The sequence below is a fragment of the Bradyrhizobium pachyrhizi genome, from assembly GCF_029714545.1.
Taxonomy (GTDB): domain Bacteria; phylum Pseudomonadota; class Alphaproteobacteria; order Rhizobiales; family Xanthobacteraceae; genus Bradyrhizobium; species Bradyrhizobium pachyrhizi.
The window spans coordinates 1,570,788-1,590,198 of sequence record NZ_CP121667.1; the positions used below are offsets into that span (position 1 = coordinate 1,570,788).

The window sequence follows — 19,411 nt, forward strand, 5'->3', positions numbered from 1 at the left end:
GGCCAAGCAACGATGCGGTAAAGACGTAACACGAAAGTTTAACTTATGCGCCTTCGGCGACTGTCCACGAGAATCGCAAATGCAGTGTTTGGTCGCGACCGCGCCGTGCTGGCGCTGCGTCACTCCGAAATTCTCAGCGCGGCTGAAGCAGGCGCTCGGCAAGGCGACCCCGTCGCGCGAAGAGGATTGAGCCGCCGGTGCGGCGCGCCGCTAAAGCGCGATGAGATTAGGTTGAATCGTCATCGCGCCTTAGCTCTTTGTTTGAGCATGATCTTTTCGGAAAACCGCTTCGCACTTTTCCGGATCATGCTTTAGATCCCTCGGACCACGCCCGGCTGGCCCGGTGCGCATTCCAGCGCAGCACGGTCCCAGTTCGCGTTGATGGCCGCGGCCTCATAGCTCGATTGCAGGAATTCGAGCAGCGCCTTGTCGGGGTCGGCAGCCGTCCGCACGGCGTCGTAGGGCAGGATGAATTCGCCAAGCGCCTCGCTGAAGAACGCAGCATCGGGCCGTACCGGCGTGCTGCGATAGCCCGCGGGTTCCGGATAGGCGTAGGAATAGAACGCGGGATAATCGATCGCGCCGCCGCCCGGCCAGAAGCCGGCGCTGCTGACCTCGTGCGAATAGGCCTCGTGCGCCACCTCATCGGGCAAATGGGGCACGCCGCCGGGATGCCGCGGCGCGGTTCTGCCGGAAAACCGCGTCACCGCGAGATCGAAGCTACCCCAGAAGAAATGCACCGGGCTCGCCTTGCCGAGAAATCCGGTCCGGAATTGCTTGAACACGCGGTCGCAGTTCACGAGGATCCGGTGAAACCTGTGCACGGCATCCGCGTCGTAGGACGCATGCTGCGTATCCTGCGAGAACCGGATCGCATCGGCGACTTCGTTCGGTATCTCGTCAATGGCGACGTCGATGCCGAGGTCCTTCAGATTGGTCATGACCGCCGCGTAGAAGCTTGCGACCGATTGACCGGCCAGCGCGAATTGCCGTTCGGTGCCGTCGCTGGTCGAGATGCGCAGCATGTGATCGATGAAATCGAAGTCGATCTGGAACGTGCGATCGCCGTCGGGGATCGGCGAGGTCGTCAGCCCGCGCGCCGTGACATAGAGCGTGACGTGCCAGGAGTGATTGAGCCAGGGCGACTTCACCAGCCGGATCTTGCCGGCGATCTGGGTGAAGAGCTGGAGCGTGGCACAGCTGTCGCGCCACGCCGCGGTCGGCAGTTCCGGCCAGCGGGTCTTTTGTGCGTTAGTCATGACAAAACCTCTGGGCTGCGCGACGTACAGTGTTTCGTCTATCACGAATTGATCGCGATGACCTTGGGGGAACCGATCCTATCGTTCCGCGCGACGTGCTCTGGTCGGCGAAGCGCACGAACGCGCTTTGCCGTCAAACCGCATGTAGGTTAGTTCGCGGCCCAAGCTCCGTGACCCTCACCGGCGGCATATCGTCGAGGGCGGCAATCCGGCGGTCAATCTCACGGATCACGTGTTTCGAGAATGGCCCGAAATGCAAATACAGCGCCATCAACATCACGATGTAGCGAAGCGCGCCCGGATTGGACTTGGCGACCTCGACGAAGGTCTTCCAGAACGGTTCGCGGACCTCCGGCAAGGCACGCATGATCGTGTGCACGCCCTCGAGGCCGCCAAGCCTCTTGCGTACGTCGCCATCCGGCAGGTCGCGGCGCCGGTCGGACCGGTCGAGCATGGCGGCGAGCCGCGACAGCCGTCCTGCATAGGCCGTCGGGTTGAACACGTGCCCGAGCACGGCCTTGTAGTCCTCGAGGATGTCACGCAGCGGACGTATGGTGTCGAAATTGCAGCCGAGCGTGCATTGGTCGCCCGCCTGCTCGACCTTCATGAGATCATGGCCTTCGTGCAGGCGGCCTTCCTTCGCCAGCCGCCGCGTCAGCTGCGTGCCCGGCAGTGCATAGAGCAGTCCAACCATGCAGACTGGAATGCTCGCCTCCTCGATGAAGTCGATCATCGCGTGCCCCATCGAGGCTTTCTCGGTATCGAACCCGACGATGAAGCCCGCGGTGACGAACATGCCGTAGCCATAGATCTTGTGAATGCATTCGGCGATGTCGCGCCGGGTGTTCTGCTTCTTCTTCATCTGCACGAGGGTCTCCGGATCCGGGCTCTCAATGCCGACGAAAATCCCGAAGAAGTTCGCGTCCTTCATCGCCTGCAACAGCTCGCTGTCGTCAGCGATATTGATCGAGGCTTCCGTCGAAAACTCGAACGGATAGTCTCGCTCCTCCAGCCAGGCTTTGAGCTGCGGCAGCAGGATGCGGAGGTTTTTCTTGTTCCCGATGAAGTTGTCGTCGACGAAATCGACATGTCCGCGATAACCGTGATCGTAGAGCGCTTGCAACTCAGCGAGAATTTGATCGGGGGTCTTGGTGCGCGGCACACGACCATACAGCTCGATAATATCGCAGAACTCGCAGGTGAACGGGCAGCCACGCGAATATTGCACGCCAATGAAGAGATAGTGGTCGAACTTGATCAGGTCATAGCGGGGCATCGGGCTTAACGTGACGTCGATCTTGAATTTCTCGGCGACGAACACGCCCTTGCGCTCTCCACTTTCCCAGGCGGCGACGAATTGCTGAATGATTTGTTCTGCCTCACCGATCACCTGGAAGTCCGCGTCGGCGTAAAGATGCGGGCTGGAGGAGACGTCAGGTCCGCCGACACATACCGGCTTGCCGTGCCGGTGTGCGAGATCGATCAGGTGGAGAAAATCAGGCTGCTGGTTGAGCATGCCGCCGATCATGACAAGATCGGCCGAGTCGAGATCGGCGTCCGTCAAGGGCTCGGTGTTACGGTTGATGAGGCGAATATCCCAATGCTTCGGCAGCATGGCGGCGACGGTGATCAGTCCGAGTGGCGCCGCCGGATACTTCGCATCGACGAGTTCACAAGCTTCCGTATAGTTCCAGAAGGAGTCTTGAACGAACTTCGGATAGATCATTAGGACGCGACAGGGAACCGTCATGTTGCTCCGGCCTGGATATTGACGCGCACGATGACACGCGGCTTGTCGCCGCTCAAGGGCTCGATTCGCGGCCAATTGTCAGGCGATCTTGGGCATGGACGCCTATTACGTCGATTATCGGCCTTTCTTGGCGTCTCTTGGCATCTCTTGGCGTTGGAGCAGCGATCGCTCTTGCGCCGTTGTCCGGCAACGACGTTGCGACTTAGGTAGGGGCGGCAATCGCGAACGAGAATGCCGCCCCCATCGCATCAGCCGTGAAGTTTCCTCGCGGTCTCCGCGACCGCGCGGCCCTGATAGCGGGCGCCGGCGAGTTCGTTCTCGCTCGGCTGGCGGCTGCCGTCGCCGCCGGTGATCGTGGTTGCGCCGTAGGGCGCGCCGCCGGTGACCTCGTCGAGCTTCATCTGGCCGGCGAAGCCGTAGTTCAGCCCGACCACCGTCATGCCGAAATGCAGGAGGTTGGTGATGATCGAGAACAGCGTGGTCTCCTGGCCGCCATGCTGGGTCGCGCTCGAGGTGAAGGCGCCGCCGACCTTGCCGTGCAGCGCGCCCTTTGCCCAGAGGCCGCCGGCCTGGTCGAGGAAGTTGGCCATCTGCGAGGCCATGCGGCCGAAGCGGGTGCCGGTGCCGACGATGATCGCATCGTAATTGGCGAGATCGTCGATCTTGGCGATCGGCGCGGCCTGGTCGAGCTTGTAGTGCGAGGCCTTGGCGACTTCGGCCGGCACCAGCTCGGGGACGCGCTTGATGTCGACGGTGGCGCCGGCTTCGCGCGCGCCTTCCGCGACGGCATTCGCCATGGCTTCGATGTGACCGTAGGCGGAGTAATAGAGAACGAGAACCTTGGCCATGATGGCCTCCTTTGGGTTTGAGGTAGGGGAAGATGATTTGGGGAGGGGCATGCGCGGACGTCGGTCCGCGCATGCAGGGTGAGTGGTGATCAGGCCGCGTCGACCAGCACGAGCTCGGCATCCTCGAGCGCGGTGATCTTCAGCGTGGCTTCGTCGCGGATCGCGGCGCCGTCGCGCGCATTGACGCGCACGCCGTTGACCTCGATGCTGCCGGCCGCCGGCACCAGATAGAGGTGACGGGCCTTGTCGGCAGCGTATTCCGCGCTCTCGCCGGCCTTCAGCGTGGTGGCGAGCACCCGCGCATTGGCGCGGATCGGCAGCGCGTCATTGTCGCCGTCGATGCCCGAGGCGATGGTGACGAGCTTGCCCGAACGGTCCGCCTTCGGGAACGGCTTGGAGCCCCAGGTCGGCTGGCCGCCCGTCGTCGTCGGCTCGATCCAGATCTGGAAGATCTTGGTCATCGCCGGCTCCAGATTGTACTCGGAGTGACGGATGCCGCTGCCGGCGCTCATCACCTGGACGTCGCCGGCTTCGGTACGTCCCTTGTTGCCGAGCGAATCCTGGTGCGTGATCGCGCCTTCGCGAACATAGGTGATGATCTCCATGTTGGCGTGCGGATGCGCCGGGAAGCCGGAGTTGGGCGCGATCTCATCGTCGTTCCACACGCGCAGCGCGCCGTGGCTGACATTGTCGGGATCGTAGTAGCTCGCGAACGAGAAGTGGTGCTTGGCCTTCAGCCAGCCGTGGTCGGCACCGCCGAGCTTTGCGAATGGTCTGAGTTCGATCATGGTCATTCCCCTTGATGTCGATGTTGAGGAGCGGGCCGGGCGCTCTGCGCCCGGCGTCTCCAGAAAATTTTGCGATCAGGCGCCGAAGCCGCCGTCGACGTTGAGCACGGTGCCGGTCACGAACGACGCTTCCGGGCTCGCCAGGAACACGACGCCTGCCGCGACTTCTTCGGGGCGGCCGAAGCGCTGCAGCGCATGCTGCAGGCGTTGCGTCTCGGCAAACTCGCCACCGTCCTTCGGGTTCATGTCGGTGTCGATCGAGCCGGGCTGCACCACATTTACCGTGATGCCGCGTGGTCCGAGGTCGCGCGCCGCGCCCTTGGTGTAGCCGACGACGGCCGCCTTGGTGGCGACGTAGTCGGCAAGGCCTGGGAACGAGGCGCGATCCGCCAGCATGGAGCCGACGGTGACGATGCGGCCGCCTTCGCCCATCAGCTTGGAGGCGGCGCGGATCGCGGTGATCACGCCGTCGATGTTGATCGCCTCCTGGCGGGCGAGCGTCGCAGTGTCGGCCTCGGGATCGTCGACCGCGCCGCCCGATGCGACACCCGCATTGTTGACCAGGATGTCAAGCCGGCCAAAATCCTTGGCGACAGTCTTCACCAGCTGATCGACATCGGATGACGAGGCCTGGTCGGCCTTGTAGGCGCGGGCGTTGACGCCCTTGCCCTTCAACTCGGCGACGACGGCCTCGGCCTTCTCGGGAGAGGCGACGTAGCTGATCGCGACGCTCGCACCTTCCGCGGCGAGTGCACGCGCGCTGGCTGCGCCGATGCCGCGCGAACCGCCGGTGACGAGGGCAACCTTGCCTGTGAGCTTCTTGGTCATTGGATTTCTCCATTGATTGAATTTCGATGACCCTTGGATATGCCTCCGGCTGTGGTATAGAAATAGAAACTATTGAAACTCATTGTTTCCAGTATTGAGCAATCAGGACAGCGGCCCATGTCGAAACTGCCGGACTTCGAGGCGCTCGCGATCTTCGCAAAAGTCGTGGAATTACGGTCATTTGCGGCGGCCGCGACCGAGCTCTCGCTGTCCAAGGCGACGGTGTCCAAGGCGGTCAGCCGGCTGGAGGAGCGGCTCGGCGCCCGGCTGTTCAACCGCACCTCGCGGCGGCTGGCGCTGACCGATGCCGGCCAGAAATTGTCGGAGCGCGCCGCGCGCCTGCTCGCCGATGGCGAGGCCGCCGAGAACGAGGCGCTGGCGCAATCGACCACGCCGCGCGGCCTGGTGCGGCTCGCGGTGCCGATGAGTTTCGGCATCAAGACGGTGGCGCCGCTGCTGCCGGAATTCATGGAGGCCTATCCGGAGGTTTCGATCGACCTGCACCTGAGCGATGCCACGGTCGACCTGATCGGCGAGGGCTTCGACGCCGGCCTGCGCATCGCGCGGCTGCCGGATTCATCGCTGATCGCGCGGCGGCTGTGCGGCATGCCGCGCTACACGGTGGCCGCGCCGTCCTATCTGAAGCGCCACGGCCGGCCGACCCATCCGATGCATCTCGCCGAGCACAAATGCTTCGGCTACGCCTATCTCTCGACCCAGGGCGTCTGGCACTACACCAATGCGTCAGGCGAGCAGGCGAGCGTGCGTCCCGCCGGCCAGCTCCGGGTCAACAACGGCGAGGCGGTGATGCCCGCGCTGCTCGCCGGTCTCGGCATCGCCGATCTGCCCGACTTCATCGTCGGCGATGCGATCGCGCGCGGCGAGGTCGAGGTGATCCTGAAGGGCTGGAAGCAGCCCGAGGGCGCCGTGCATCTCGTCACCCCGCCCGGCGGCCCGCGGCCCGCCCGCGTCGAGGTGCTGGCGGATTTCCTGGCGAAGCATTTCGCCAAAGGCCGCGCGCAGCGGAAATAGAAATCCGCACGCGGACCGGTGGAAGGACATCCGCCCCGCCCCGTCACATTCGTGTCATCCCTTTTAAATTGTATAACTTATGTGAACTAACCCATGATCGTGGGCTGCCGCGATCGTCTATTTCTGCGTCCTGGACCGGTGTTGCCGCAAAGCGCATTTTCGGAGGAACCAGATGATTGATCTGACCAAGCACGATTTCACGTCATTGTCGGTGAAGGACCTGCTCGATGCCCGCGAGGCCTATCACGTGCATCTGGCACATCTGCAATCGGTCTATGCCACGGCGATCGGCCGCTATCTGATCCGGGACAACGACCGCAACGCGACGGAAAGAAAGGCGCACTCCAAGCCGCAGGCGCTCGGTCCGCGCACGCTGTTCAATTCGTCGGTCAAGGATTGGTCGTGGCCCTGCATCCTCGTTTTCGTCCGCGACTGGATGAAGCGCTCCGAGCTGAAAAACCATCCCGAGAAGCAGGACCAGCTGGTACCTCCGTTCCTCTATCTGCCGGACGGTCGCGTCGTGCCCACCTGCGTCGTCAAGGTCGATCCGAACGAGGGCAGCCCCGGCACCGTCGATCCGCCGGTGTTCAGGAGCGATCTGGTCGGCGGCGGCTTTCCGGTACAGACCATGATCCAGGGCAAGATCCACCGCGGCTCGATCGGCTGTCTCGTCACCAACGGCGAGACGGTGTTTGCGCTCTCCAACCGTCACGTGGTCGGCGCCGCCGGCCGCGAGATCTTCGCCGGCTTCAAGAACACCGATCGCCGCCTCGGCGTCAGTGATGCGCTGCAACTCGGCAAGCGCGCCTTCAGCGAGGTCTATCCCGGCTGGCCCGGCTCGCGCGTGGTGGCCAATCTCGATGCCGGCCTGATCCGCGTCGATGACGTCAAGGGCTGGACCGCGCAGGTTTACGGCGTCGGCCAGGTCGGCGACGTCGTCGACCTCAATGTCGGCACCTTCCGTCTCGACATCATCAACCAGCCGCTGATCGCGTTCGGTGCGACCAGCGGATTGATGAAGGGCAAGATCCTCGGCCTGTTCTATCGCTACAAGACCGTCGGCGGCATGGAATATGTCAGCGATTTCGTGATCGGCCCGCGCGACGGCGACACGCCGCTCAACAATTATCCCGGCGACTCCGGCACGGTCTGGTTTGTCGACGATCCGGACGCCAAGAAGAACGCCAGCGGCGCGCGGATCCTCAGTCCCCTGGCGCTCGAATGGGGCGGCCAGGAATTGTTCGGATCGAGCGGCAAGGTCCCGATGCAGGTCGCGCTCGGCATCTGCATGTCGACACTGTGCCGCGAGCTCGATGTCGAGTTGATCGGCGACTGGAATGCCGGTCACACCGAGTATTGGGGCGAATGGGGCCACGTCAAGATCGGTGCCTACGCGACCGGTCTGATCGATGCGAAGCTGCCCAAGCTCGCCACCATGATGGACGCCAATTCCGACAATATCGGCCTCGACGACAAGCTGCTCGCCGACCTCAAGCCGCATCAGCGAGGCACATTCTCGCCGCTGGCCGATGTCGCCGACCTGGTCTGGCGTTTCACCCGGCACACCGACGAAAGCAATCACTTCGCCGACATGGACAAGCCGGGCAGGGACGGCAAGACGCTGCTCGATCTTTGCGCGGAGTCGACGCGCAACGTCGATCCGAAGGTCTGGAACGACTATTACGAAGGGATCGGCGAGGACCGGCGCGGCGCGCTGCCGTTCCGGGTCTGGCAGATTTTCGACGAGATGGTCGAGTACGCCGCCGCCAACAAGAAGCTGGAGTTCGTGTGCGCCGCGGGCATCGTCGCACATTACATCGGCGATGCCTGCCAGCCGCTGCACATCTCGCAATTCCACCATGGCCTCGATCCGAACGACAAGGCGCACGCCAAGGTGCACAGCGTGTACGAGACCACGATGATCGGCCGCCACGGCAAGGATCTCATCAAGATGATCCCTGACGCCAGGACCAGCGACGTCGCGGAGATTGCTCCGGGCGGCACGCCGACCGGCCGCGACGCAGCGGTTGCCGTGGTCGCACTGATGCAGCGAACCGTGAAGCGGCTGCCGCCGATGACCATCGTCAACCTGTTCAATTCGCATATGGGCAGCGGACAGGTCGAGGCGCTGTGGTCGAAGCTGAAGGACGCCACCGCGGCCTGCATGCAGGACGGTGCCAAGACCCTGGCCCGGGTCTGGGAAGCGGCCTGGCGCGCCGGCGCGGGCGAGGACCGCGGGCAGGGCGGCAAGTTCGATCAGGACAGTTTGAGCAAGCTCTACAACGACCCCAGCTTCCTGCCGGCGTTCCCGCTCCAGCAGCTCACACTGGATGCCGACGACCACCTCGTTCCGATCGGAGGCAGCAGCACGCGGCGCCGCAGCGCGACAACCGCGCGACGCGCGCGTCCGCAAGCAGCGAAGAAGGCCGCCAGGAAAGCTGCGAGGGAAACGGCCAGGAAGGCGCCGAAGAAGGCGGTGGCGCGCAAGCGGCCGGCCGCAGCTGCTCCGGTCCGACGCGCAGCCGCCAGCAAGAAGACCGCGACCAAGCGCGGCGCGGCCAGCAAGCGGTCGGTCGGAAAGACCCGCAAGGCGGCGCGCAAGCGTTAGAGCAAGATGATTTACATCGCATCGCGCAGCGGATTCAGCTTTACCTCGCCCCGTGTGCGGGGAGAGATCGGAACGCATCGCTAGATGCGTTCCGGGTGAGGGAGCCTCCACAAGTCCAACCGTCGCCATTTACGCGGAGGCAGCCCCTCACCCCAACCCTCTCCCCGTAAGAACGGGGAGAGGGAGCACAGCGCCGTCGTTATTCGATCGAATCTCAGCATGCACTCGGCCCGACCCGCCCGGCTCGATCTTCCCCATCGGTCAGCCCGCGTCGGATGCGGCAGCGGGACGCTTGAGATCAGCGCTCCGCTCCTGCACCATGTGATCAAGCCGCGGTTCTGACCGCGGCATCGCGATCGGCTGCGATCGCCAAAAAATGATTGGGGAGAAACTCTCGATGAATCGCCGCGAACTCCTGCGCGCCGCTGCCGCATTGCCGCTTGCGCAGGCTGCGCTCGCCAAGCCAGCGTTTGCGCAAGGCGCCTATCCCAACCGCAACATCACGATGATCGTGCCGTTTCCGGCCGGCGGCCAGGCCGACCTTGCGGCGCGGCCGGTGGCGCTTGCGCTGGAGCGTATCCTCGGCAAGCCTGTGATCGTCGACAATCGCGCCGGCGGAGCAGGCGGATCGATCGGCAATGCGCAGGCCGCGCGCGCCGAGCCCGATGGCTACACGCTGCTGATGACGCTGTCCTCGCTCGCAGTGCTGCCGGAGGCCGACCGGCTGTTCGATCGTCCGGTGGCTTATGAGGTGTCGCAGTTCGCGCCGATCGCGCGTGTGCTTGCCGACCCGACGCTGCTGGCGGTGCCGGCCTCGGCGCCGTGGAAGACGCTGCAGGAATTCGTCGACGACGCGAAGAAACGCCCGGGACAGATCCCCTACGGCTCGTCCGGTCCGTACGGCACGCTGCATGTCGCGATGGAGATGTTCGCGGCGAGCGCAGGAATAAAGCTGCTGCACGTGCCGTTCCGTGGCGCAGGCCCGGCGCTCACCGCGCTGCTCTCCGGGACCGTGCAGGCATTGGCGTCGGCGCCGGGCACGCTCAAGCAGCAGGTCGAGGACGGCAAGATGCGCGTGCTCGCCAATTGGGGCGCCGAGCGGATCGCGAGCTTCCCCGATCTGCCGACCTTCAAGGAACTCGGCTACAAGGACGTCGAGTTCTACATCTGGGCGGGACTGTTCGCGCAGTCAGCGCTGCCGATGCCGATCATGGACCGGTTGCGCGCGGCGATGGCCGATGCCGTGAAGGCGCCGCAGGTAATCAAGACCTTCGAAACCGCGGGCAGTCCTGTCGCTTATATGGACGCGCCGGCGTTCTCAAAATTTGTTGCAGAGGACAGCGCGCGGTTGATCGCGGCGGTGAAGAAGATCGGCAAGGTCGAATAGGGAACTCGCGGGACAAACTCTCTTCACTTTTAGTTGTCTGCGCGAACGATCCTTGGCCGCATTCATTGGGCAGCTTTGGAGCAAATCGCGGCGCGGGAACATGCGCGCGCGGGCCAGTATCTGGAACAACGGGAGCCCGACATGCGATCGCAGCGGATCGTCCTGAGCCTTGCCATAGCGATCGGCGGAGCTGTCACGGCAACGGCCGCCGTCGCCGAGGAGTATCGGGGAACCTGGGAACAGCAGATGGCGTGCACACCGGACGTGTGGCGGCTCTGCAGCGACCAAGTGCCCGACGTGCAGCGCATCGTGGCTTGCCTGCGGCAGAACACGCCGCAACTTTCCAACAGTTGTCGTGCCGTGTTCGAATCAAACGCGCAACAGTCGCAGACACAGGGGCGAGCCCAACAGCCGCAAGCGCAGGGCCGCGCGCCGCAGCAGCCGCAGATGCAGCAGCGGCCGCGCGCACCACAGCCGATGCAGCCGGCGCCATCGCGGCCGCCGTTCGACGATGAAGACTAGTCCCCAGGTCTGACTTCGCAGACGTCGACCCATTCGGCCGCAGTCAGCTCCGCCATCCTGTCGGGCGTGATGCGGACCGCGCTGTGGGTCGAGCCTGCCGCCGGCACCACGACATCGAACGCCTTCAGCGATACGTCGCAATAGACCGGCAGCGGCGTCTTCAGCCCGAACGGGCAGACACCGCCGACCTCGTGGCCGGTGATGTCGGCGACCTCGTCGAGGCCGAGCATCTTCGGCTTGCCGCCGAACGCCGCCTTCACCTTCTTGTTGTCCATTCGCGACGTCCCGGCGGCGACGATCAGCACCACTTGGTCGCCGACCCGCAGGCTCAGCGTTTTGGCGATCCGCGCCGGCTCGACGCCATAGGCCTCCGCCGCCAGCACGACGGTCGCGGAGCTCGTGGTGGATTCGATCACGGAGATTTCGGGCGCCTTCTCGGCGAAGAAGGCGCGGACGGACTCGAGGCTCATGTCGTTCAGGACCTTGCAGACACCAGGGCGGGAAGTTCGGAGAGACCGTGGATCCGGTGATCGGGCACGACGCCGAGCTCGTCCATCTGGGTACGTAGCGTCTTGAACATCGTCAATGGGGCGACCGTCTCGCTTTCGACGCAGGCCAGCGCCATCGCCTGCGGCGTCACCCGCTCGATCCATGCGACGTTGAGGCCGAACGACTTGGCACCGCAGGCGTCCCACGGATTGGAGGAGATGAACAGCACCTCCGCCGGCGGTACTTTCAGCACCTCCTCGATCAGCGTGTAGGCCTCGGGCGCCGGCTTGAACACCTTGTGGGCGTCGACGCTGATGGTCGCGTCGAGCACGCGGTCGAGCCCTGAATTGCGCACCAGCGCATTCAGCATGTCAGGGCTGCCGTTGGACAGGATCGCGAGCTTCTTGTCCTTCATCGCCTCGAGCGCGCCGACCGCGTCCGGATACAGCGCCAGATGCTGATATTTGTCGATGATGCGGGCGAAGGTCGCCGCGTCATATTGCAGGCCGAGGCAGCGCAGCGTGTAGGCGAGGGAATCGCGAGTCACGATGGCGAAATCCTGGTAGCGCCGCATCAGCGAACGCAGCCAGGAGTATTCGAGCTGCTTGATGCGCCAGATCTGAGTGATGATGTCGCCGTAGCCGGGAAACGCATCCTCGGTGACGTCGGCCACCGACTGGACGTCGTAGAGCGTGCCGTAGGCGTCGAAGACGATTGCCTTGATGGTCATTGTGATCTCTCTTGCCCGCCGATTGTCGCATACAGGAATTTCCTGAGTGCGTCGATGGATTGATCCCTGGCCACCTCGTTGAATTCGAGGTGATGACCCAGCATCTGCACCGGCGTGCTGTAATGCGGCACGTCGAAACCGTGATAGGCGCCGGGATAGACAATCAGCTCGATCGGGTGTCCCGCACTATTCTGCCGGGAGATGCCGTAGTCGTCGCGGCCCTCGGCCAGGGTCCGGCACTCCTTGGCCGGCGTCCAGTCGTCGAGCTCGCCGACCATGATCAGCGTCGGCACCGTCATGTCGCCCTTGATGCCGAGGCAGGGTGGGTAGAACGCGACGGCCGCGCGGAATTTCTCTGCCGCGTTATGTTCGATCGCGCCACGCTCGACCGAGAGCAGGGCGAGCCAGGCGCCTTGCGAGAACCCGACCACCGCGACGCGATCGGGATCGACCGCCGATTGCCGTGCGAGATAGCTCAGCGCACGATAGGCGTCATGGACGGTTGCGGCCGGCGCGCCGCCCGTGCAGGCGCTGGTGATGCCGCGCGGCCCGAACCGGTCGACCGTGAGCGTGACATAGCCCCAGGCCGCCAGCCGCTTGCCCCAGCGCTCGTCGAGTTGCTTGAAGAAGCCGCCGCAGCCGTGCAGCAGCACCACGGCGGGTGAGGGGCCCGGTCCATCGGGTGTTCGCAGATAGCCTTGCAGCGGCTGCGCACTTGCAAGCGGGCTCTCGAATTCGACGAACGCGGGCGGTTGCCCGCCGCGTGCCGCGCAGCAGAGCCCTGCGCTTCCGACCAGGAGTGCGGAGAGGGTGGCAAGTCCGGTGAAGTTCGTCATGAACCACCTCCGAAGCTTGCCGCCGACAATACTCCCTTAGATCCCCAAAATCTTCCGCGCGTTGGCCTTCATGACCTTCGGCCGGATCTCCTCGCGGATGTCGAGCTTGGCGAAGTCGGCGAGCCAGCGGTCCGGCGTGATCACCGGCCAGTCGGAGCCGAACAGCATCTTGTCCTGCAGGATCGAGTTGATGTAGCGGACCAGGATCGGCGGGAAGTATTTCGGCGACCAGCCGGACAGGTCGATATAGACGTTCGGCTTGTGGGTCGCGACCGACAGCGCCTCTTCCTGCCAGGGGAAGGAAGGATGCGCGAGGATGATCTTGAGGTCGGGGAAATCCGCCGCGACGTCGTCCATGTACATCGGGTTGGAATATTTCAGCCGCATCCCCATGCCGCCCGGCATGCCGGAGCCGACGCCGGTCTGGCCGGTGTGGAACAGCGCGATCGCGCCGCCGTCGTTGATGGCTTCATAGAGCGGATAGGCCATGCGGTCGTTGGCGTAGAAGCCCTGCATGGTCGGGTGAAATTTGAAGCCGCGGACGCCGTATTCCTCGATCAGCTTGCGTGCCTCGCGGACGCCGAGCTTGCCCTTGTGCGGGTCGATCGAGACGAACGGGATCAGCACGTCGAGATGGTCGGAGGCGACCTCGAGCATTTCGTAATTGTTGTAGCGGCGGAAGCCGGTCTCGCGCTCGGCGTCGACCGGGAAGATCACGGCGGCGATGTTCTTGGCGCGGTAGTAGGCGGCGGTCTCCGGCACGGTCGGCGGATGCTTGTGCGGCGACTTGAAGTAGTCGGCCATCTGCGCCTGGAAATCGTCATAGCCGTCGTCGCCATGCATGCCGCACGGCTCCTCGGCATGGGTGTGGATGTCGATCGCTGTGACCTTTTCGATATCGGGCAGTTTGAGCTTGGGCATTCGGCTTCCCCGGCGGGCGTGTTCATTGGTGATGGAAAATAATTATATGATATAACGATTTTCGCAAGCGCCGAGGGGATATGGTCGCGCGCCGAGCTCAAAACGACACGAGGTCCGGTCATGGGCGGGCGCGAGGAGGACGAAAACGCGATTCGGCGGCCGTGACGCCATGGTCAAAGAGAGATGGCGGGTCGCGTCGTTGGTCCGGATAATTGTGGTCGTCGCCGTTTCCGAAGCGATCTCAATGGCGTGGCGCGGTGCCTTGGGCGGGTTCCCGGCCAGAACAGGCCCGAAAATCGGCCCGTCTCGGTTGACATTTAACGGTCCGATGGCTTAGAACGCGGCCGTCCCGGGCGGCAGGCCGCTTATCGGGATAAATCCCATTTTGCCAAATATTGGCATTGATCAGGTACGGCCTCCAACACGGGCCTTTCGAAGTAACAGGATTGTCCCATGAAGGTCCGTAACTCGCTCAAGTCGCTGCGCGGCCGCCATCGCAACAACCGTCTGGTTCGCCGCAAGGGCCGCGTCTACGTGATCAACAAGGTCCAGCGCCGCTTCAAGGCGCGCCAGGGTTGATCCGACAAATCTGATCGACAAGGCTGATCCCGCCCGGATCGCCGGCCGATTCCGATCACTCCTTCACAGGTCTTTGACGCCGCGCTGCTTTGCAGTGCGGCGTTGTGCGTCTAGACTTCGGCCATGGGATTAAAGCTCGGATTCAAGTTCCTGGGACCCACCAACCGCTGGCTGGCGATCCTGATCGCCGCGCTTCTGGCCATGCCTGTTGCAGCCGTCGCGCAGGACGATCCGCGGGTGGTCCCGCCGCCCAGGGCCCAGAAAAAACTACCTGAGGCTCCGACCAAGCTGCCGAAGGTGCCGGCCGACCGGACCCGCGGGCTGGATTTCCTGTTCGGCGCGCTGAAGGCCGCGCCCGACGAGGATAGTGCCCGGCATGTCGAGGCGCGGATCTGGGCGCTGTGGCTGCAAACCCCGAGCGATACCGCGGCGCTGTTGATGGTGCGTGCCAAGGCGGCGATCGACGCCCAGAATGTCGATGTCGCGCTGAAGCTGCTGGACGCGGTGATCAAGCTCCGCCCCGACTATGTCGAGGCCTGGAACCGGCGTGCGACGATCTACTACTTGAAGAACGATTACGTTCGTTCGCTGGGAGACCTGCAGCAGGTGCTGACCCGCGAACCCCGCCATTTCGGCGCGCTGGCGGGCGTCGGCATGATCATGCAGGACATGGGCGACGACAAGCGTGCGCTCGACGCCTTCCGCAAGGCGCTGGCTGTCGATCCCTACCTCGAGAAGGTGCCGCAGATCGTCAAGCAGCTGACCGAAAAGGTCGAAGGCCGCGATATCTGATTGCGTGCGATTGATCGCGATCGTGGGGCGATGGCCGCGAATGGGCACGTTGCGCGCGAGCCTGATGCTTGCTCGCGGTACGGTCCGGCGCAGGAGGCTAGTGCAAGAACTTGCCGCGGGACGCGGTGTCCTGGGCTACGGCAGCATAGAATTGCTGAAGCTCCGCCTCCAGGTGCTCATTCACCAGCAACAGTGCCTTCAGGGCGCCGCGCAGGTCGCCATTGCAGCTCGCCACGATCTGATCGATGGCCGCATCGCTAGGGTCGGAAATCATGGTACTCCTCCGATTACTTCCCGTTGAACTCGTCATGCGGACGCCGGTTCCTGTGGATACTGTGTACAAACCAGGAAGCGTTCCAGTGGCGTCCCGGTTTCGATGAAGCCTCGCGTCTGATGGCGAAATTGCCACCGCCAATCTATGAAATGACTAATGACGCAGGTATGAACCCGCTATCCACAGGCTGGGCGCATTGTGGACAACTCCGCGCCGGGACGCGAGCCGGAAAATCGACAATTGGCTTTCCATACAAGAGCATGCCCGGGCAGGGGGCACATCCGCGCGAAATCTGATTTCGGCTTCGTCGTAATTGTCAGGTGCCCAATCAGGTGCCTAAGACCTTTCGGATCTCCTCGATGTTGACCGCAATCATTGCGCTGGCGGCCGCAGGGCTCGCCCTGGCGCTGGCGACGCAAATCGGCACCCTGCTGATCCAGCGCGCCTTCCGGCCTCAGGGGCGGATGATCGATGTGGCCGGGGCGCGGCTGCATGTCGTCGAACTCGGCCCGCACGACGCGGTCGGGCCGCCGGTCGTGATGCTGCATGGTGCAAGCTCCAATCTGCGCGCGATGCAGCCGCTCGGCGATCGCGTTGCCAAAGCGCGCCGGGTGGTCCTAATCGACCGGCCGGGTCACGGCTGGAGCACGCGCGAGCGCGTCGCGGATTCAACACCCGCGATCCAGGCCCGGATGATCGTGGAGGCGCTGACCAGGCTCGGCGTCGAGCGGGCGATCGTGGTGGCGCATTCCTGGGCCGGCGCGCTCGCCTTGCGCATTGCACTGGATCATCCGGACCGCGTCGCCGGCCTCGTGCTGCTCGCCCCTGTCGCCTATCCGTGGCGCGGCGGCGCCGGCCGTTACAATGATGTGATCTCGACGCCGCTGATCGGGCCGTTGCTCGCGCACACGATCACGCTGCCGCTCGGTCTCCTCGTCGCCAATTCGGCCACGCGTGGCGTGTTCGCGCCGCAGCCGGTCCCGGCCGATTTCGTCCGCGACAGCGAGTCATTGCTCCTGCTGCGCCCGCGCGAGTTCATCGCCAATGCGCGCGACCTCGTCACGCTGAAGGCCGCCGTCATCGAGCAGGCGCCGCGCTATGCCGAGATCAGGGCGCCGCTGTCAATCATTTCGGGCGACATCGACAAGACGGTCTCGACCGGCATCCATTCGCGGCCGCTCGCCGCCACGGCACCGAACGCCAAGCTCATCGTGCTGCCGGGCACAGGTCACATGGTGCAGTACGTCGCGCCCGATCTCGTGGCGTCCGAGATCGAGACGATGGCCGACCTGATGGTGCCGGACGTGGTGACGGCGCAATAGCTGCGGCGCGTTTGCGCCGCGCGAATGTGATCCGGCAAGGCTTGCGCCGCCGCGTGGCGCCGAACATCATGCGGCCCACGCGGTTTCGGATTGCATTAAAGGACACATCTCATGCGGATCGACAACATTGCCGACCTCATCGCTGAAACCCTTGCCCAGGCCGGCGTCAAACGCATCTACGGTGTCGTCGGCGACAGCCTCAACGGCCTGACCGAGGCGTTGCGCAAGCGCGGCACGATCGATTGGCTGCATGTGCGTCACGAGGAGGTGGCCGCGTTCGCCGCCGCCGCCGAATCCCAGATCACGGGCGCGCTCGCGGTGTGCGCGGGCTCCTGCGGTCCCGGCAATCTCCACCTCATCAACGGCCTGTTCGATGCGCATCGCAGCCGCACGCCGGTGCTGGCGCTGGCGGCGCAGATCCCGTCGGCCGAGATCGGCGGCGGCTATTTTCAGGAAACCCATCCGCAGGATCTGTTCCGCGAATGCAGCCATTATTGCGAACTGGTGTCGGATCCGGCGCAACTGCCCTACATGCTGGAGAACGCGATCCGCGCCGCGGTCGGCAAGCGCGGCGTCGCCGTATTGGTGCTGCCGGGCGACGTCGCGATGCGGACAGCGCCGAAGCGCGACATCGCGCCGAATGCCGGCCTGCTGCCGCCGGCGCCGGTGGTGCGTCCGGCCGAACCTGAGTTGAATGCGCTGGCGGCGCTGCTCAATGGCGCGCGGCGCGTCACGCTGTTCTGCGGCCGCGGCTGCGCCGGCGCGCATGACGGCTTGACCAAGCTTGCCGAGACGCTGAAGAGCCCGATCGTGCACGCACTCGGCGGCAAGGAATATGTCGAATACGACAACCCCTACGACGTCGGCATGACCGGCTTCATCGGCTTCTCGTCCGGCTATGCCGCCATGCATGGCTGCGACGTGCTGCTGATGCTGGGCACCGATTTTCCCTACAAGCAGTTCTTCCCGACCGGCATCAACATCGCGCAGGTCGATATCCGCCCCGAAAATCTCGGCCGCCGCTGCAAGCTCGATCTCGGCATCGTCGGCGACGTCGGCGAGACCATCGCCGCGCTGCTGCCGAAGCTCCATGTGAAGACCGACCGCAAGCATCTCGACGCCAGCCTCGCGCATTACAAGGACGCCCGCGCCGGGCTCGACGATCTCGCCCGCGGCAAGCCGGGCCAGAAGCCGATCCATCCGCAATATCTGGCCCGTCTGCTCGGCGAGCAGGCGAGCGACGACGCGGTGTTCACCGCCGATGTCGGCACGCCGACGATCTGGGCCGCGCGTTATCTGAAAATGAACGGCCGCCGCCGTCTGGTTGGCTCCTGGGTGCACGGCTCGATGGCCAATGCAATGGCGCATGCGATCGGGGCGCAGGCGGCGCAACCCGGCCGGCAGGTGGTGTCGATGTCCGGCGACGGCGGCTTTGCCATGCTGATGGGCGATTTGATCACGCTGACCCAGGCCAAGCTGCCGGTGAAGGTCGTGATCTTCAACAACAGCGTGCTCGGGTTCGTCGCGCTCGAGATGAAGGCCGCCGGCTTCATCGAGACCGGGGTCGATCTGAAGAATCCGGATTTCGCGGCGATGGCCCGCGCCATGGGCATTCACGGCGTCAGGGTGGAGGATCCCGGCGAGCTCGAGGGCGCGATCCGCGACATGCTCGCGCATGACGGCCCGGCGGTGCTCGACGTCGTGACCGCGACGCAGGAGCTGTCGATGCCGCCGACCATTACGCTGGAGCAGGTGAAGGGATTCAGCCTGTGGGTGCTGCGCGCGGTGATGAGCGGCCGCGGCGACGAGGTGGTCGATCTCGCCAAGACCAATCTGTTGCCGCGCTGATCGCGGGGGCGAGCATGATCCGGAAAAGTGCGTAGCGGTCTTCTTTCGCGACAAGCGCGGAACGCGTTTGCGCGGAGATCATGCTTAAATCAGAGAGCCCGAAGGGGATGGCATTCGAAGAAAGGCCATCCCCTTCTGGCGTCCGCCCTGGCTTGCGCGCAGGACGGACGACGTCCGATACCGCCGATTACTGCTTCTGCTTGCCGTCCTTGTCGAACGACGAGACGTAGGCCCAGAGATTGTTGGCTTCGTTCTCGTTCTTGATCCCGGCGAAGGCCATCTTGGTCCCGGGGATCTTGGCCTTCGGATCCTTGATGTATTCGAGGAAGGTGGCCTTGTTCCAGGTGATGCCGGAATTCTTGTTGGCATCGGAATAATTGTAGTCCGGCGCGGAGCCGGAATGGCGGCCGTCGAGGCCGTTGAGCTCGGGGCCGACCTTGTTCTTGGCGCCTTCGCCGATTGCGTGGCAGGCGAGGCATTTATTGAACGAGGTCTTGCCGGCGGCGGCATCCTGCGCCAGCGCGGAGGATGCGGAAGCCAGCGATGTGACGACCGCCAGCGCGCTCAAGGTCTTTAGGTTCATGGGGTTCTCTTCGTT

The 19,411-nt window shown here is 64.3% G+C and carries 19 protein-coding genes; 8 read left to right on the forward strand and 11 right to left on the reverse strand.

What is annotated here, in order from left to right; translation table 11 throughout:
• Nucleotides 1–311: 311 nt before the first annotated feature.
• The 5 genes from QA639_RS07100 to QA639_RS07120 all read right to left on the reverse strand — a co-directional run bounded on the left by QA639_RS07100 (nt 312) and on the right by QA639_RS07120 (nt 5,473).
• Entirely contained in the window at nt 312–1,259 is a 948-nt protein-coding gene (locus QA639_RS07100) for a DUF5996 family protein (protein WP_283089438.1), read from the reverse strand.
• 133 nt (nt 1,260–1,392) lie between these two features.
• Nucleotides 1,393–3,009 (reverse strand): B12-binding domain-containing radical SAM protein, encoded by a 1,617-nt coding sequence (locus QA639_RS07105; protein WP_283089439.1) that lies wholly within the window; start codon nt 3,007–3,009, stop codon nt 1,393–1,395.
• A gap of 248 nt (nt 3,010–3,257) precedes the next feature.
• Complete coding sequence (gene wrbA, locus QA639_RS07110) at nt 3,258–3,857, reverse strand: NAD(P)H:quinone oxidoreductase (protein ID WP_028332995.1); 600 nt, start codon at nt 3,855–3,857, stop codon at nt 3,258–3,260.
• Between the two features lie 89 nt (nt 3,858–3,946).
• Nucleotides 3,947–4,645: a pirin family protein gene (locus QA639_RS07115; protein ID WP_283089440.1), complete on the reverse strand. Its 699-nt coding sequence runs from the start codon at nt 4,643–4,645 to the stop codon at nt 3,947–3,949.
• A gap of 75 nt (nt 4,646–4,720) precedes the next feature.
• The gene (locus tag QA639_RS07120) at nt 4,721–5,473 is read right to left on the reverse strand and encodes an SDR family NAD(P)-dependent oxidoreductase (protein WP_028332997.1); all 753 of its coding nucleotides are present in this window, start codon (nt 5,471–5,473) and stop codon (nt 4,721–4,723) included.
• 117 nt (nt 5,474–5,590) lie between these two features.
• On the opposite strand from QA639_RS07120, the gene QA639_RS07125 reads away from it, so the two are divergent.
• The 4 genes from QA639_RS07125 to QA639_RS07140 all read left to right on the forward strand — a co-directional run bounded on the left by QA639_RS07125 (nt 5,591) and on the right by QA639_RS07140 (nt 11,022).
• Complete coding sequence (locus tag QA639_RS07125) at nt 5,591–6,505, forward strand: LysR family transcriptional regulator (RefSeq protein WP_016846155.1); 915 nt, start codon at nt 5,591–5,593, stop codon at nt 6,503–6,505.
• Nucleotides 6,506–6,677: 172 nt separating this feature from the next.
• Nucleotides 6,678–9,113, forward strand: a complete 2,436-nt coding sequence (locus QA639_RS07130; protein ID WP_283089441.1) for a Nal1-like putative serine protease — start codon at nt 6,678–6,680, stop codon at nt 9,111–9,113.
• A gap of 397 nt (nt 9,114–9,510) precedes the next feature.
• Nucleotides 9,511–10,500 carry a tripartite tricarboxylate transporter substrate binding protein gene (locus tag QA639_RS07135; RefSeq protein WP_050384270.1) on the forward strand — a complete coding sequence of 330 codons (990 nt, stop codon included), beginning with the start codon at nt 9,511–9,513 and terminating at the stop codon, nt 10,498–10,500.
• Between the two features lie 141 nt (nt 10,501–10,641).
• Entirely contained in the window at nt 10,642–11,022 is a 381-nt protein-coding gene (locus QA639_RS07140) for a hypothetical protein (RefSeq protein ID WP_168856521.1), read from the forward strand.
• Here the strand turns inward: QA639_RS07140 and QA639_RS07145 are convergent.
• Genes QA639_RS07145 through QA639_RS07160 form a run of 4 tightly spaced genes read right to left on the reverse strand, consistent with a single transcriptional unit; the run spans nt 11,019 to nt 13,998 of the window.
• Nucleotides 11,019–11,492: a YbaK/EbsC family protein gene (locus QA639_RS07145; RefSeq protein WP_283089442.1), complete on the reverse strand. Its 474-nt coding sequence runs from the start codon at nt 11,490–11,492 to the stop codon at nt 11,019–11,021. The two genes, QA639_RS07140 and QA639_RS07145, sit on opposite strands and share 4 nt — an antisense overlap.
• Nucleotides 11,493–11,497: 5 nt before the next feature.
• Nucleotides 11,498–12,241: a haloacid dehalogenase type II gene (locus QA639_RS07150; protein ID WP_028333001.1), complete on the reverse strand. Its 744-nt coding sequence runs from the start codon at nt 12,239–12,241 to the stop codon at nt 11,498–11,500.
• Nucleotides 12,238–13,077: a dienelactone hydrolase family protein gene (locus QA639_RS07155; RefSeq protein ID WP_283089443.1), complete on the reverse strand. Its 840-nt coding sequence runs from the start codon at nt 13,075–13,077 to the stop codon at nt 12,238–12,240. The genes QA639_RS07150 and QA639_RS07155 overlap by 4 nt, the downstream gene beginning before the upstream one ends.
• 36 nt (nt 13,078–13,113) lie before the next feature.
• Nucleotides 13,114–13,998, reverse strand: a complete 885-nt coding sequence (locus tag QA639_RS07160) for a 4-hydroxyphenyl-beta-ketoacyl-CoA hydrolase (protein ID WP_018269758.1) — start codon at nt 13,996–13,998, stop codon at nt 13,114–13,116.
• 453 nt (nt 13,999–14,451) lie between these two features.
• On the opposite strand from QA639_RS07160, the gene ykgO reads away from it, so the two are divergent.
• A complete protein-coding gene (gene ykgO, locus QA639_RS07165) occupies nt 14,452–14,577 on the forward strand; it encodes a type B 50S ribosomal protein L36 (RefSeq protein WP_002718645.1) in 126 nt (41 codons plus the stop codon).
• A 123-nt stretch (nt 14,578–14,700) separates the two neighbouring features.
• Nucleotides 14,701–15,369, forward strand: coding sequence for a tetratricopeptide repeat protein (locus QA639_RS07170; RefSeq protein WP_051376054.1), 669 nt, complete (start codon nt 14,701–14,703; stop codon nt 15,367–15,369).
• A 97-nt stretch (nt 15,370–15,466) separates the two neighbouring features.
• On the opposite strand, the gene QA639_RS07175 is transcribed toward QA639_RS07170, so the two are convergent.
• Nucleotides 15,467–15,643 carry a hypothetical protein gene (locus QA639_RS07175; RefSeq protein WP_018269760.1) on the reverse strand — a complete coding sequence of 59 codons (177 nt, stop codon included), beginning with the start codon at nt 15,641–15,643 and terminating at the stop codon, nt 15,467–15,469.
• Nucleotides 15,644–16,002: 359 nt separating this feature from the next.
• Between QA639_RS07175 and QA639_RS07180 the strand changes: the two genes are divergently transcribed.
• Nucleotides 16,003–16,965 carry an alpha/beta fold hydrolase gene (locus QA639_RS07180; protein WP_157344546.1) on the forward strand — a complete coding sequence of 321 codons (963 nt, stop codon included), beginning with the start codon at nt 16,003–16,005 and terminating at the stop codon, nt 16,963–16,965.
• 111 nt (nt 16,966–17,076) lie between these two features.
• Nucleotides 17,077–18,813 carry a ubiquinone-dependent pyruvate dehydrogenase gene (gene poxB, locus QA639_RS07185; RefSeq protein WP_157344548.1) on the forward strand — a complete coding sequence of 579 codons (1,737 nt, stop codon included), beginning with the start codon at nt 17,077–17,079 and terminating at the stop codon, nt 18,811–18,813.
• Nucleotides 18,814–19,000: 187 nt separating this feature from the next.
• Here the strand turns inward: poxB and cycA are convergent, their stop codons facing one another.
• Nucleotides 19,001–19,396: a cytochrome c-550 CycA gene (cycA, locus tag QA639_RS07190; protein ID WP_028333007.1), complete on the reverse strand. Its 396-nt coding sequence runs from the start codon at nt 19,394–19,396 to the stop codon at nt 19,001–19,003.
• Nucleotides 19,397–19,411: the final 15 nt, after the last annotated feature.